We start from the raw sequence: 13644 nt of genomic DNA on the forward strand, positions 1-13644 counted from the left end.
GATCCTGCTTGCGGCGGAGTGATGCGGATGACCAGTATTCCGGATGTCGATGTCGAATCTGACGGCGCGAAGCAACGCGTCGAGCGACCGGCCAAAGAACCGAGCCGCTCGAAAGGGGCGTCCCTGATTGCGCTTGCGCTGTTGCTCCTGCCGTTGAACGCCGGCATTCTTCTTTACACGGCAAAGAATGCGGCCGACAGCCGCGAGAGCCTCGCCGCGCTCAAGCGTTCCATCGATGGCCTGAAAGAACTGGTCGACAAACAGGGGCGGCATATCGCCCGAAGCGCCAAAGCCGAGGACATGGCAAACGTTCGCCAGCGTTTGGAGAGCCTGCGCAAACAGGTCGCCGATTTCGACGCCGGCATGCGTTCAGGCTTGGTTGCCTCCGGCGGAAGCCTGATCATGAGCGCGCCCGGAAAGGGCGTGACACAACGGCTGGAGCCGTCGGCCAATGCGTTCTCCGCCGGACTGCAGGTCGCGGAAGACAATCTCGGCCCGACCGGCGCCCAAGGCGTCTCCGTTGCCGATCTGCCGCATTACGAACGTTCAATCTCGCCCGAGGGTAAACTGATCCTGCGCAAGGTGAGGTGATCTGCGCGTTTCCGCCGAATCCGTTTTTTTCGAAAGCCGCTCGCGGCGAGGGTCGAAAATCGTGTCACATGGGGGAAGCGCCTTTGCGCGGCACGTTGGCCCGTCCGCTTCGGCCCGCATGAACCGCGTTGCGCGCACCCTATCGTTGCGCGAACTTCACGCTGTTTTTCATAAGTTCCAGGTTCCTGGCCGTGGTCTCGTTCGCCGGATCGAGTTCGTAGGCCTTCAGGAAGTAGCGCCGGGCCTTGGGCAAGTCGCCACGCAAAAGATGCGAGTATCCGATATTGTTGTAGTAGACCGCCGTGTTTCCGATCATGCCTGAGAGTTGCTGGTAGGCACGGTCGGAGGTATCGAAGCGGCCGATCATGTCGGCGGAGGCGGCAAAGCCCAGCCAGGCGGACGGGTCTTCGGGAAAGACCGCAACGGCCCGCTTGTAGATGGCGTAGGACTTACCGTAGTTCTTCTCCCTGAACTGCAGCTTTCCCTTGGTTACCAACTCGTCGTTCTTGTAGAAGGCTACGGCCGAATCATCTTCGAGTGTTTTGGCGCTATCGCCGAAGGCCGCCACGTCGTCGAGGGCGGCCGATTGGCAGCCGGCCAGCAGGATTCCGCCCGCGAGCAATAAGGTAAGGCATCTGATCCGCGATCTGATCTGAGAAGTTGCCATCTATTCCCCCGATTTTTGGCTAAAGTAGCCTCGCGCCTGCAAGCACTCACGGAAAATCTTCCGAAAAAAATGCTAATAAATGAAGAATTGAAACAATGAGTCGCATTAAAGAGACACATCGCGCATCTCAAGGCGGTGCCGTGTTCGGCGACCATCGCCATGAACGGTTTCAATCTGCCGGCTCAATTGCTGGCAGGTCAGGTCGTTGCGGTCCGAACAGAAAGCTACAATCGGTAAGCCCCAGTTAAGCGTCGCCTTATATATAAATAGTGTCCGCGCGGACGCGCTCCAGTCAAAGGGGATGCCTGCAAATGCGAGCTTCAGTTCTAATGTTCCTTCGACTCGGCCCATGTGGCGCTTATGCATTGGCGGCTGCGTTTCTGGCCAGCATGGTTCTGCTTGCCTATTATCCCGCGAGCGAATTCTCCTGGTGGCTCTACATGACGATACTTCCGGTCATGCGCGAACCAGTCTTCATACTTCTCGCCGTTCCCGGCGTCGGGCTTTGGAGTGCCGCCGTGATTCTGGTGCTCGCAGCGCTTTTGGGAATCCTTCTGGCGATCCGGCCCGATCGATATCCGCGCACGCGCTTCATCCACGCGCACGTCGCCCTGATCGCTACCGCGCTCGGCATGGTGCGGGCCGCAATCGCCCAGGCCGGCGTTTCTGGGCTCTCGCTGCCGCAGGTGCTGCGCGGCGACTGGTCTTTCCTGCCGCCCGCCTATTCGCCGCTAGGGTCTGCGCTTTTCGTGCTCGTCCTTGCCGCCTGTGTCTGCTGCCATTTCGCGATCATCCGGCGTATCCGCGTAAGATAGCGCGGTCCACTGTGCCGCACCTTTGCGGGTGCATAACCGTTGCCGATCAGCGAAGAGGCGGGACGACATCAGTGCGATTGGGTGACGAGCCGGCTTGATCTCCAATAGGAGGCCGGTTCGGCAAAAAGTCCGGTCACGCCGGCCCGCTCGAAAGCCAGCTTTTGCTCTCGCGCCGCGGAGTCCAGAATATCCGCCGTATCAAGATGTTCGATGCGCCGGCCGCGCATGAGCACCCTTCCGTCGACGATGACGGTGTCGACATCCGCGGCGTTGGCGAAATGCGCAAGCCGCGTGACCGGCATGCCTGGCGGGTAGAGATGGGGCTTGCGCATGTCGACGAGCACGATATCCGCCTTCTTGCCGGTTTCCAGCGAACCCAGATCGCTTTCGAGGCCGAGCGCTCGAGCGGCGTCGATCGTCGCCATCTCGATGGTCTTGCCGGGGGGCAGGTAGCTTGGATCGCGGAAGTGCCGGCGATGATAGTGCATGCACTGCGCCATGTGGCGGAACATGTCGTAACCGCGATCGGGCGCGGCGGCATCGGAGCCGAGGCAGACGACGATGCCGGCATCGATCAGTTCCGGAACCGGGCAGCGACCGTAGATCGACATGATCGCGCTTGGACTGTGGATGATGGAGGCGCCGGTTTGCGCAAGAGCCTCGAAGTCTGCCAACGTGAGATCGACGCTGTGGCCGAGCAGGGCGAATGGACCGAGGACACCGAGATCGCGGGCGAGCGCGATCGAGCCGTCGCGGTGCCCATCCTGGGTGAAGAGGACCTTCTTGCGCTCGCGCAGGGCCATCACCGCGTCGCCCATGTCCTTGACTTGCCGGCGTGCCGGCCCCTCCACGACATCGGCGGCATAGTAGACGGGCATTGCCAGCGCGACGCCGGTGCGGCGGTCGAGCACGTCATTCCAGCGATCGATCAGGTCTTCGCACACCTCCAACTGGCGCTCGAAGGAAATGGCGACATCCCGGCCATCATTATTCTCGTAACGGCGATAGCTGCGGGGGAAGGGCGGACGGGTTGGCCCGACCGCGAGAATGGTGCGAAGGCCCGCCTCCGCGGTTGCCGTGCAATGCGCGTCGCCGAATGTCGGATCGTCGGTGCGCATGATGTCGGCGCCGCCGCCTAGCAGGGTCATTGCCGTCGTAACGCCGCCTTGCAGCCGCTCCAGCAGTGTCAGGCGCGCCTCCGCCCGCCAGAAGTCGGCGGTCGACGCGCGGGCGTAGATCGCCTCGCAGACCTCGAACCAGCGGTCGACGTCGCCGCAGCCCGCAGCTCGCACCAATCCGTGCCCCGCATGCGAATGGCAGTCGATAAGGCCCGGCATTGCGACCATGCCGGAGCCATCGATGATTTCCCGGGCGTCCCGCGGCGGCTCGTCGGCCTCGCTGCCAATGCCCGCGATGCGGTCTCCGGCAATGGCCAGCCACGCCCGGTCGATTACCCGTCGCTCGTTGTCCACGGTGACGGCAGTCACGTTGCGCAGGAGAATATCCGGCTGCTCCATGTCATTCCCTTTCGGATTTTCTGTCCAGATCGGGCTCAGGCGCCCAGAATGTCTTCGAGATTCCGGGCTGCGACGCGATCGGCCTCGAGGTCGAGCTGGTTCTCGATATGGGCGAGATGGTGATGCATCACGGCGAGCGCCTTTTTGGCGTCGCGGGCGACGATGCAGTCGACAATGGCGTTGTGCTCGTCCGGGCCGCAGTTCAGCACGTCCTTCTGCCGGTACATCGCCATGATCAGCGACGTTCTGGAAACCAGGTCCCGCAGCAGGTCGGCGAGGATCTGCGACTGTGCCAGCTCGGCGATCAAGAGATGGAATGCGCCCGAAAGCCGGATGGCGGCGGCGATATCCCGGTTGGAGTGAGCGCGGCGTTCCGCCTCGACGTGGTTTCGGAGCCGGTCGATGCCGCCGGCATCGATTGTCGCGCAAAGCTTCTCGACGAGCCGTTCCTCGATCGTCCGCCGGGCGAAGAAGACATCTCGCGCCTCCTCGGTGGACGGCTGGGAGACGAAGGCGCCACGATTGGGTACGAGCGTGATCAAGCCGTCACGCGCAAGGTTCTGCAGCACCTGGCGAATGCGGGCCCGGCTCGCCGAAAAGATCTCGGAAAGCTGCTCTTCCTTCAGCCTGGTGCCGGGGCCGATCTGCCGTTCGGCGATAGCGCTCCAAAGTCTTTGGTAGATTTCCTGATCCGTCGCAGGCCGTGTGCCGGCTTCCATATCCATTCAGCATTCCTCCCCGGCGCGCCGAAAATCGCCTCGACCCCATTCAAGCGGAAACGGCATTTTTGTCAACATTTTTTGCGATGATTGTTGACAATCTGTCGTATGAATGTCAGCAATACCCTTAGGAACTATATCCGGCCTCACAAAAGCGAGCGCCAGAGGACCATTGTTCCGAACGGGAGGAGTTACATGAGGAAGTTTCTGCTCGCCGCGACCGCGGCGGCGCTGGTTCAGCTTGGCCTAGCTGGGGCTGCCGGCGCGAACACGCTTCGTTACGCTTCGGCTGGCGACATCTATGGGCTCGATCCGCATTCAATGACGGACAGCTTTTCGATCAATTTCCTGCTGCACGTCTACGAACCATTGGTGCGCTACAACAAGGAACTGAAGATCGAGCCGGCGCTCGCCGTTTCCTGGGAGGTCGTCAAGCCTGACGTGATCCGATACAAGCTTCGCCACGGCGTCAAGTTCCACGACGGCTCGGATTTTACAGCCGACGACGTGGTCATGTCGCTGATGCGCGCGACCGACGATAAGTCGCCGATCAAGGGCAACCTGCCGGCGCTGAAATCCGCGGAAAAGATCGACGACCACACGGTCGATCTGCACCTCAGTGGCCCGACGCCGCTGCTCAACAATTATCTCACCAACATCGCAATCTTCGATGCGCAGTGGCTGGAGAAGAACGGCGCCGTGAAGCCGGTCAATGCCGAGCTCGGCGAAGAGGGCTACACCACCACGCACGCCAACGGCACGGGCCCGTTCAAGCTCGAAAGCCGCCGCCCGGACGCGCAAACGGTTCTGGTCGCCAATGAAGCCTGGTGGGACAAGCCGGAGCACAACCTCACCAAGGTCGTGCACACGCCGATCAGCTCCGACGCGACCCGCGTCGCAGCGCTGCTCTCCGGCGAGGTCGACATCATCACGCCGTCGCCGTTGCAGGATGCCAAGCGCATCGCCGGCTATCCGGGCACCAAGGTGCTGGAATCGCCCGGACTGCGCACGATCATGATGAACTTCAACATGCGCGACAAGCTGGTCGACGGGAATGTCGAAGGCAATCCCTTCAAGGATGTGCGTGTCCGTAAGGCCGTCTACCAGGCGATCAACATGGATCTCGTCCGCGACAAGATCATGCGCGGCAAGTCCCGCAACGCCGGCATGCAGATCGCTCCGGAAGTGCCAGGCTTCGACGAGAAGCTCAACCAGCGCTTCCCCTATGATCCCGCGGCCGCCAAGGCGCTGCTCACCGAAGCCGGCTATCCGGACGGTTTCCAGTTCAACATGAATTGCCCGAACGACGCCTACGTCAACGACGAGGAGGTCTGCCAGGCGATGACGGCGATGCTGGCGCAGGTGGGCCTCAATGCCAAGTTGGTGACCGAAGACCGCACGCTGCACTTCAAGAAGGCGCAGGAAGGCCAGACCGACATGTTCATGATCGGCTGGGCGACGCTGCCGATGCTCGACGGTTTCAGCGTGCTTTCCGCCATGCTGCATTCGCCGGAAGACAAGCTGGGCACCTGGAACCCCGGCGACTACAAGAACGCCAAGGTCGATGAGCTGACCAAGAAGATCGACGTCGAGCTCGATGAAGCCAAGCGCCGCCAGATGATGATCGAGGCCTTCGGCATCACGGAGGAGGAGGTTGCCTGGCTGCCTCTGCACCAGCAGCCGCTGTCCTGGGCCGTGCGTGACAATGTCGAGGTCGTACAGACCGCCGACGACCTGCTGCGCCTCTGGTACACGCGTATCAAGTAGCCGAAACGGGCCTTGCCCCGTGAGCGGGCAGGGCCGTTTTCACGATCAGCCCGCACCGACCGTGGCGCGGGCGGACCCCAAGGGAGTTGGGTCGATGCTCGTATTCCTCGTCCGCCGTCTTCTTCAGGCCGTCATGGTCATGCTCGCGGTGGCTTTCATCGCCTTCCTGATGTTCCGCTATCTCGGCGATCCCGTGAACAACATCGTCTCGCAGGACGCGACCCAGGAACAGCGCGAGGAGGTGCGAAAGCGACTGCGCCTCGATGATCCGTTGATCCTGCAATACGGGCGTTTCGTCGTGAATGCCGCGCAGGGCGATTTCGGTGTGTCCTACCGCAATAGCCGTCCGGTGAGCGCTCTGCTCGCGGAACGGTTTCCGGCAACGGCCGAACTGGTGCTGGTGGCGGCCATTCTGTCGCTGGCGCTCGGCATTCCGCTCGGCATCTACACGGCGCTTAAGCCGCGTGGGGTGCTGAGCCAAGGCCTTCAGATCCTCTCCCTGGTCGGCATTTCCCTGCCAACCTTCGTGACCGGTATCCTGCTGATCCTCGTCTTTTCGGTGTGGCTTGGCTGGCTGCCGTCCTTCGGTCGCGGCGATGTCATCGATATCGGCTGGTGGTCGACCGGATTCCTAACTGCCACCGGGCTCAAGGCACTGATCCTGCCGTCCTTCATGCTCTGCCTGTTTCAGCTCACTCTCATCATGCGGCTGGTGCGTGCCGAGATGCTCGAGGTACTCCGTGCCGACTACATCAAATTCGCCAGGGCACGGGGCTTGCGCAATCGGACGATCCACTTCCGGCATGCGCTCAAGAACACGTTGATCCCGGTCGTCACGATTTTCGGGCTGCAGCTCGGTGGTCTCATCGCCTTCGCGATCATCACCGAGACGGTGTTCCAGTGGCCGGGCATGGGCGCTCTGTTCATCCAGGCGGTCAACTTCACCGACGTTCCGGTGATGGCGGCCTATCTCGTCATGGTCTCGCTGCTCTTCGTCATCATCAACACCAGCGTCGACCTTCTCTACAACGTCATCGATCCGCGCCTTCGCACCCACCAGACCCGGGCGACAGGGCGTGGCGCCTGAGGACTTGGCCATGAGCGACACTTCCTTCACCGGGCGTCTCCGCCGCTTTGCCGACAGCGACCTGTTCTACAGCTTCCGTCGATCCAAGACGACGATCATCGCCGCTGCCGCACTGGTGCTGCTTTTCGTCACCGCGGTCTTCGCGCCGCAGATCGCGCCCCATAATCCGTTCAACATCGCCGGTCTCAACCTGCTCGACAGCGAGTTGCCCCCCTCCTGGATGGAGGGCGGCAACCCCGACTATTGGCTCGGCACCGACACGCAGGCGCGCGACGTCGTGTCGTCGATCTTCTACGGATTGCGTATCTCGCTCTTCGTCGGTTTCGCCAGCGTTCTCCTGGCGGCGGTGCTCGGCGTCTTTCTCGGCCTTGTCGGCGGTTTTGTCGGCGGGTTCGTCGATGCGATCATCATGCGCGTCGCCGACGTGCTGCTGAGCTTTCCGGCGATCCTTGTCGCGCTGCTCATCAATGGCGTCATGCGCGGCATCCTTCCGGCAAACCAGCACGAGGGCGCGGCAATCGTTGTTCTGGTGCTCGCGATCGGCCTCACGAATTGGGTGCAATATGCCCGTACCGTGCGCGGCTCGACGCTTGTCGAGCGCCAGCGCGAATATGTCCAGGCCGCCCGCACGATCGGCGTCGGTCGGCTGCGCATCATGCTCACGCACATCTTGCCCAATGTGCTCGGGCCGGTGCTGGTCATCGCGACCATCAATCTCGGCATGGCGGTCCTGACTGAGGCGACGCTCTCCTTCCTCGGCGTCGGCATGCCGCCCACACAACCTTCGCTCGGCACCCTCATCCGCGTCGGCAACGAATATCTGTTCTCCGGCATCTGGTGGGTGGTGATCTTTCCCTCGGCGACGCTCGCCGTGCTGGTTCTTGCGGTCAACCTGATCGGCGACTGGCTGCGCGACGCACTCAATCCGAAACTGAGGTGATGTCATGGCCTTGCTCGAAGTCGAGAATCTCAAAGTCGAGTTCCCCACCCGAAAGGGCGTGCTGACCGCCGTCGACAATGTTTCCTTCTCTGTCGAACAGGGGGAAATCCTCGGGGTTGTCGGAGAGTCCGGTGCCGGCAAATCGATGACCGGCGCTGCCGTCATCGGCTTGCTCGAACCGCCGGGCCGCATCGGTGGCGGTCAGATCCGCCTCGACGGCAAACGCATCGACAATCTTTCACCTGACGAGATGCGCAAGGTGCGTGGCCGTCACATCGGCGCGATCTTCCAGGATCCGCTGACGAGCCTCAATCCTCTCTTCACCGTCGGCGAGCAACTGACGGAGACGATCCGGACGCATCTGCCGATGCCAGCCGCCGAAGCACGCAGGCGCGCCATCGAATGGCTGGCCGAAGTCGGCATCCCGGCACCCGATCGGCGCATCGATCAGTACCCGCACCAGTTTTCCGGCGGCATGCGGCAGCGCGTCGTCATCGCTCTTGCGCTTTGCGCCGAACCGCGCCTGATCATCGCCGACGAGCCCACGACGGCACTCGACGTTTCGGTCCAGGCCCAGATCATCGCACTGTTGAAACGCGTCTGCTGGGAGCGCAACGCGGCGGCGATCCTGGTCACCCACGACATGGGCGTGATCGCCGAAACGGCGGACCGGGTGGCGGTGATGTATGCAGGGCGCCTCGCCGAGATCGGCCCGGTCGCGCGCGTGCTGCAGAAGCCGAGCCATCCCTACACGGCAGGGCTGATGGGCTCTATCCCGCGCATCGGTCCGCGGCCGGACCGGCTTGTCCAGATCGAAGGATCCATGCCGCGCCTCACCGACATTCCAAAAGGTTGCGCCTTCAATCCGCGCTGCCCGAAGGCCATTGCCGCATGCCACCATCTCCGGCCGGAACTCAGGCCGGTTGCCGACGGCGCCGCTGCCTGCCTGCTTTATGAAGGGGTGACACAATGAATGCCGCGCCTGCAAGAATGAAGGTCGCCGACGACCGGCCGTTGCTGTCGGTCAACGGCCTGAAGAAACACTTCGCGATGTCGAAGCCCTTGCTGAACCGCCTGATCGAAGGCGGTGAGACGCAGACAGTCAAGGCCGTCGACGGGCTCGATCTCGAAATTCCACGCGGCCAGACGCTGAGCCTCGTCGGCGAGTCGGGTTGCGGCAAGTCCACGGTGGCGCGGCTGATCATGGGGCTTTCCACCCCTTCGGCCGGCAGCATCCTCTTCGACGGCGCCGATATCTCGCTGGCGCCGGCCGGTCAGCCTGCCGCCGTGCGCCGTCGCATGCAGATGATCTTCCAGGACCCCTATGCCAGCCTCAACCCGCGCTGGCGGGTACGCGACATCATTGCAGAACCGCTTCGTACCTACGGCCTCTGCGCCTCGCGCGAGGAAGAGCGCCGCGAGGTCGATCGTCTACTCGAATTCGTTGGCCTGAACTCTAGGGATGGCGACAAGTTTCCGCATGAATTTTCAGGCGGGCAACGCCAGCGCATCTCCATCGCCCGCGCCATATCGACGAAACCGGAGTTCCTCGTCTGCGACGAGCCGACCTCGGCACTCGACGTTTCCGTGCAGGCCCAGATCCTCAATCTGATGCGCGACATGCAGCGCGAATTAGGGCTGACTTACCTGTTCATCAGCCACGATCTTGCGGTGGTCAACTTCATGTCGGACTGGATTGGCGTCATGTATCTCGGCCGGCTGGTCGAAGTGTCGCCCGCCGCCCAACTCTTCAGCAATCCGCAGCATCCGTACACCCGGCTGCTGCTCGACACGATCCCCGACCTCGGCATGTCGAAGCGGGACCGTGTGCCGACTTCCGGCGAGGTGCCGAACCCGATCAATCCGCCGTCCGGGTGTCATTTCCATCCGCGTTGTGGGCTTGCCAATGACCGCTGTCGGCGCGAGGCGCCCAACCTTCGGGCTCATGGCAACGGCGTGCGCGTTTCGTGCCACGCGGTCGAGGAAGGCCGGGGCGACTTGCCCGCTGTGGCTTCGGCGGGCAACGATCACGCAGCGCAGGCTGTCATCTGAAAGGACCGTCATGGAATTCGACTTTGCCGAACTGCCCGCCCAGGACCGCTACCGGCTGCTGGTGAGTTTCGTCGCGCCGCGGCCGATTGCGCTCGTCACCACTGTCGATGCGCATGGCTGTAACAACGCGGCGCCGATGAGCTTCTTCAACGTGTTCTCGCAGGAACCGCCGCTCGTCATCCTCGGCATGCAGGCGCGACCGGACGGAACGATCAAGGATACGGTCGCCAACATCAAGCGATCGGGCGAGTTCGTCGTCCACATGGTCGACATGTCGATTGCCAAGGAGATGATCGTCACCGGTATCAATTTCCCGAGCGATATCGACGAGATCGAATTCGCCGGGCTGACGAGCGTGCCCTCGGTGAAAGTGGCGCCGCCACGCATCAAGGAGGCGCCCTGCGCCATGGAATGCCGCGTCGCGCAGACGATCGACTACGAGCGCCGGACCATCGTGCTCGGTGAAGTCGTGCAGATGCATGTCCGCGACGACTGCCTCGACGAGCGCGGCAGATATGTCCGGCCGGAGGTCTACCAGCCGATCGCCCGCCTACACGCCGACAACTACATCGTCGCCGACCGGCAATTCGTACTGAAGAAGCCGGCTGACCTGCTCCATCACGAGGAAGCGGCGGGCTACGGCGAGCCTAAGCCGGAGAAGCTTCCGGGCTGAGCGGCGTACGGCCGCCGCCGTTCCGCAGTCGGCCAACAAGCCGATCCAGTCGCAATCTGCCAATGCAAGTGATACTTCAATGACCGAACTCCTGCTCAAGAACGTCCGGCCCCTTGGTGGCGCAAAGGTCGACATTCTCATCCGCGACGGCCGCATCGCTCGCATCGGCGGCGATCTCGCCTGCGGCGGTCCGGCTGAGGACGGTGCCGGCGCCATTGCGCTGCCGGGCTTGGTCGAGGCGCATGCCCATCTCGACAAGTCGTTGTGGGGTATGGGCTGGCATGCCCACCAGGCTGATCCGACGCTTGAGGACAAGATCTCGACGGAACGCCGGCTCCGCCGCGAACTCAACATCGATCCGGCACGCCAGTCGGCGCGGCAGGTGGCCCTTGCCGCTGCGAACGGCACGACCGCCATTCGCAGCCATGTCGATATCGACACCGATCAGAAGCTGTGGTGCTTCGAAGGCGTCTCGGCGACGCGCGAGCGCTTCCGCGACGTGATGGACATCGAGATCGTCGCCTTCCCGCAGTCCGGCATGATGATCCGCCCCGGCACGCTTGAACTGATGGACGAAGCGCTCGCCAACGGCGCCGATGTCGTCGGCGGGCTTGATCCCTGCGGCATCGACCGCGATCCGAAAGGCCAGCTCGACGTCGTTTTCCACCTAGCCGAGAAGCACGGCAAGCCCATCGACATCCATCTGCACGAACCGGACGAGTTGGGCGCGTTTTCGCTGGAGATGATCGTCGAGCGCACCCGTGCGCACGGTATGCGCGGCAAGGTCACGGTCAGCCACGCCTTCTGCCTCGGCATGACCGACCGCGCCCGCGCTCACGCGCTGGTCGAAAAGCTCGCGCGCGAGGACATTGCGATTGCGACCACGGCACCCGCTTCGCGGCCGGTACCCGCGGCGGCCGAACTGCGGAACGCTGGCGTTCGTCTCTGTGCCGGTTCAGACGGCATTCGCGACACCTGGGGTCCCTACGGCAATCTCGACATGCTCGAACGGGCGCTGTTCATTGGCCTGCGCAACAATTTCCGCCGCGACGACGAAGTCGAATATGCGCTCCATATCTGCACGCAAGGCGGTGCCGATGTCATGGCACTGAAGGACTATGGCCTTCGCGAAGGCGCCTTCGCCGACATCGTGCTGGTCGATGCGGAAACGGTCGCCGAGGCGGTTGCCGCTCGACCGAGACGCAAACTGGTGCTGAAGCGCGGCAAGCCGGTCGCGCGTGATGGCCAGGCTCTTTTTACCGTAGAGTGAGTTTCCGATATGCATGAACCATTGCTGCTTACCGCCCGCTGGGTTGTCGGCCACGCCGACGGCCGCCACTGCCTCTATCCGAATGGCGAAATCGTCGTCACCGGCGACCGCATCATCTTCGTCGGCCATCGCTACCAAGGCGTTGTCGCGCGCCGCATCGACTACGGTAATGCGCTGATCGGGCCTGGCTTCGTCGACCTCGATGCGCTCTCGGACCTTGATACGACCGTGCTTGGCTATGACAACCAGCCGGCGTGGAAGAAGGGGCGTATCTGGCCGGAAACCTATATGGAGAGCGGCCCCTTCGAGATGTACAGCGAAGAGGAGTTGGCGTTCCAGAAGCGTTACGCCTTCTCGCGGCTGATCCGCAGCGGCATCACGACAGCACTGCCCATCGCTTCGCTGTTCTATCGCCAATGGGGCGAGACGGTCGCCGAGTTCACGGCGGCCGCCGAAGCCGCGCGCGATCTCGGGCTGCGCGTCTATCTCGGACCGGCCTATCGTTCCGGCAACTCCTTCGTCCGACGCGACGGCACCATCGATTACCATTTCGACGAGGAGCGCGGCTTCATCGGCCTCGCCGACGCGATCGATTTCTGCCGCAGGTTCGAGGGGGAAGCGGGTGGACTCATCCGCACCATGCTGGCGCCGGACAGGATCGAGACCTGCACCCCGGAGCTACTCAAGCGGTCGGCGGCGGCCGCCGCCGAACTGGATGTGCCGATCCGTCTGCATTGCTGCCAATCGCGCTTCGAATATGACAGCGTACTCAAGCTGCGCGGCATGAGTCCGGCCGAGTGGCTCGACAGTCTCGGCTTTCTGTCGCCTCGTGCGATCCTGCCGCATGGAACCCATGTCAGCGGCTGCAACGGCATCGACCGACCGGGCCGAGACCTCGAGATCCTGCGGGACGGCGGCGGCACGATCGTTCATTGCCCGCTCGTCTCGGCCCGACACGGCACCGCGTTGCAATCCTTCCGCGCCTATCGCGACATGGGTATCCGCATTGGCCTCGGGACCGACACCTATCCGCCGGACATGTTCCTCAACATGCAGGTCGGGATGATGCTTTGCCGAGTCGAGGAAGGCGGCACCGAAGGCTGCCGCTCGGAGGATTTCTATGACGCCGCGACGATCGGCGGCGCCGATGCGCTCGGCCGTCCCGATCTCGGCCGGCTGCAGGCTGGCGCGGCCGCCGATCTGATCGTCGTCGACTTCGACGATCCGTTCATGGGCCAGACCATCGACCCTATCCAGACCCTGATGTTGAACGCTTCGGCGCAATCGGTGAAATCGGTGATGATCGGCGGCCGCTTCGTCATGGAGGATGGCGTCATTCCGGGCGTCGACGACCGAGCTTATCGCCAGCGGGCCCAGATGCAGTTCGAGGGCGTGATCGCGAAATATCCGCTGCGCACCTTCGGTCACCCACCGGTCGAGGAGATCTTTTCGCCCAGTTACCGGATCGTTGACCGCTGATTTTCGAAATTAGGACGAATTGTATACATTGGTGAAGGTACGATCGCGGGTCACCTTGTAATCCGCC

Annotated in this window: 13 protein-coding genes; 10 read left to right on the plus strand and 3 right to left on the minus strand. The window is 62.8% G+C overall.

Annotated elements, in window-relative coordinates; translation table 11 throughout:
- Window positions 1-27: 27 nt before the first annotated feature.
- Window positions 28-591 (plus strand): hypothetical protein, encoded by a 564-nt coding sequence (locus tag ILFOPFJJ_RS02370; RefSeq protein WP_173508966.1) that lies wholly within the window; start codon window positions 28-30, stop codon window positions 589-591.
- A 139-nt stretch (window positions 592-730) separates the two neighbouring features.
- Here ILFOPFJJ_RS02370 and ILFOPFJJ_RS02375 read toward each other — a convergent pair whose 3' ends face one another.
- Window positions 731-1258, minus strand: a complete 528-nt coding sequence (locus tag ILFOPFJJ_RS02375) for a tetratricopeptide repeat protein (RefSeq protein WP_173508967.1) — start codon at window positions 1256-1258, stop codon at window positions 731-733.
- 365 nt (window positions 1259-1623) lie between these two features.
- Here ILFOPFJJ_RS02375 and ILFOPFJJ_RS02380 point away from each other — a divergent pair, with 365 nt between their 5' ends.
- Window positions 1624-2073: a hypothetical protein gene (locus ILFOPFJJ_RS02380; protein WP_312032678.1), complete on the plus strand. Its 450-nt coding sequence runs from the start codon at window positions 1624-1626 to the stop codon at window positions 2071-2073.
- Between the two features lie 68 nt (window positions 2074-2141).
- Here the strand turns inward: ILFOPFJJ_RS02380 and ILFOPFJJ_RS02385 are convergent, their stop codons facing one another.
- The gene (locus ILFOPFJJ_RS02385) at window positions 2142-3590 is read right to left on the minus strand and encodes an amidohydrolase family protein (RefSeq protein WP_173508969.1); all 1449 of its coding nucleotides are present in this window, start codon (window positions 3588-3590) and stop codon (window positions 2142-2144) included.
- Window positions 3591-3625: 35 nt separating this feature from the next.
- Entirely contained in the window at window positions 3626-4315 is a 690-nt protein-coding gene (locus ILFOPFJJ_RS02390) for a GntR family transcriptional regulator (protein ID WP_173508970.1), read from the minus strand.
- A gap of 189 nt (window positions 4316-4504) precedes the next feature.
- Between ILFOPFJJ_RS02390 and ILFOPFJJ_RS02395 the strand changes: the two genes are divergently transcribed.
- From ILFOPFJJ_RS02395 to ILFOPFJJ_RS02430, 8 genes are all read left to right on the plus strand, one after another.
- Window positions 4505-6076 carry an ABC transporter substrate-binding protein gene (locus ILFOPFJJ_RS02395; RefSeq protein WP_173508971.1) on the plus strand — a complete coding sequence of 524 codons (1572 nt, stop codon included), beginning with the start codon at window positions 4505-4507 and terminating at the stop codon, window positions 6074-6076.
- A gap of 94 nt (window positions 6077-6170) precedes the next feature.
- Window positions 6171-7163: an ABC transporter permease gene (locus ILFOPFJJ_RS02400; RefSeq protein WP_173508972.1), complete on the plus strand. Its 993-nt coding sequence runs from the start codon at window positions 6171-6173 to the stop codon at window positions 7161-7163.
- A 10-nt stretch (window positions 7164-7173) separates the two neighbouring features.
- Window positions 7174-8103: an ABC transporter permease gene (locus ILFOPFJJ_RS02405; RefSeq protein WP_173508973.1), complete on the plus strand. Its 930-nt coding sequence runs from the start codon at window positions 7174-7176 to the stop codon at window positions 8101-8103.
- A 4-nt stretch (window positions 8104-8107) separates the two neighbouring features.
- The gene (locus tag ILFOPFJJ_RS02410; protein WP_173508974.1) at window positions 8108-9076 is read left to right on the plus strand and encodes an ABC transporter ATP-binding protein; all 969 of its coding nucleotides are present in this window, start codon (window positions 8108-8110) and stop codon (window positions 9074-9076) included.
- Window positions 9073-10155: an ABC transporter ATP-binding protein gene (locus ILFOPFJJ_RS02415; RefSeq protein ID WP_173508975.1), complete on the plus strand. Its 1083-nt coding sequence runs from the start codon at window positions 9073-9075 to the stop codon at window positions 10153-10155. Before ILFOPFJJ_RS02410 ends, ILFOPFJJ_RS02415 begins: the two co-directional genes overlap by 4 nt.
- A 10-nt stretch (window positions 10156-10165) precedes the next feature.
- Window positions 10166-10828 carry a flavin reductase family protein gene (locus tag ILFOPFJJ_RS02420; protein WP_173508976.1) on the plus strand — a complete coding sequence of 221 codons (663 nt, stop codon included), beginning with the start codon at window positions 10166-10168 and terminating at the stop codon, window positions 10826-10828.
- A 79-nt stretch (window positions 10829-10907) separates the two neighbouring features.
- Complete coding sequence (locus ILFOPFJJ_RS02425; RefSeq protein WP_173508977.1) at window positions 10908-12098, plus strand: amidohydrolase family protein; 1191 nt, start codon at window positions 10908-10910, stop codon at window positions 12096-12098.
- 9 nt (window positions 12099-12107) lie between these two features.
- Window positions 12108-13577 (plus strand): amidohydrolase family protein, encoded by a 1470-nt coding sequence (locus ILFOPFJJ_RS02430; protein ID WP_173508978.1) that lies wholly within the window; start codon window positions 12108-12110, stop codon window positions 13575-13577.
- Window positions 13578-13644: the final 67 nt, after the last annotated feature.

The sequence above is a fragment of the Sinorhizobium psoraleae genome (genome assembly GCF_013283645.1).
In the GTDB taxonomy this organism is placed as follows: Bacteria; Pseudomonadota; Alphaproteobacteria; order Rhizobiales; family Rhizobiaceae; genus Sinorhizobium; species Sinorhizobium psoraleae.

Bases quoted from the DNA above. Each gene is read 5' to 3' on its own strand.
- ILFOPFJJ_RS02370 (WP_173508966.1), top strand. From the start codon at position 28: ATGACCAGTATTCCGGATGTCGATGTCGAATCTGACGGCGCGAAGCAA.
- ILFOPFJJ_RS02375 (WP_173508967.1), bottom strand. From the start codon at position 1,258: ATGGCAACTTCTCAGATCAGATCGCGGATCAGATGCCTTACCTTATTG.
- ILFOPFJJ_RS02385 (WP_173508969.1), bottom strand. From the start codon at position 3,590: ATGGAGCAGCCGGATATTCTCCTGCGCAACGTGACTGCCGTCACCGTG.
- ILFOPFJJ_RS02390 (WP_173508970.1), bottom strand. From the start codon at position 4,315: ATGGATATGGAAGCCGGCACACGGCCTGCGACGGATCAGGAAATCTAC.
- ILFOPFJJ_RS02395 (WP_173508971.1), top strand. From the start codon at position 4,505: ATGAGGAAGTTTCTGCTCGCCGCGACCGCGGCGGCGCTGGTTCAGCTT.
- ILFOPFJJ_RS02400 (WP_173508972.1), top strand. From the start codon at position 6,171: ATGCTCGTATTCCTCGTCCGCCGTCTTCTTCAGGCCGTCATGGTCATG.
- ILFOPFJJ_RS02405 (WP_173508973.1), top strand. From the start codon at position 7,174: ATGAGCGACACTTCCTTCACCGGGCGTCTCCGCCGCTTTGCCGACAGC.
- ILFOPFJJ_RS02410 (WP_173508974.1), top strand. From the start codon at position 8,108: ATGGCCTTGCTCGAAGTCGAGAATCTCAAAGTCGAGTTCCCCACCCGA.
- ILFOPFJJ_RS02415 (WP_173508975.1), top strand. From the start codon at position 9,073: ATGAATGCCGCGCCTGCAAGAATGAAGGTCGCCGACGACCGGCCGTTG.
- ILFOPFJJ_RS02420 (WP_173508976.1), top strand. From the start codon at position 10,166: ATGGAATTCGACTTTGCCGAACTGCCCGCCCAGGACCGCTACCGGCTG.
- ILFOPFJJ_RS02425 (WP_173508977.1), top strand. From the start codon at position 10,908: ATGACCGAACTCCTGCTCAAGAACGTCCGGCCCCTTGGTGGCGCAAAG.
- ILFOPFJJ_RS02430 (WP_173508978.1), top strand. From the start codon at position 12,108: ATGCATGAACCATTGCTGCTTACCGCCCGCTGGGTTGTCGGCCACGCC.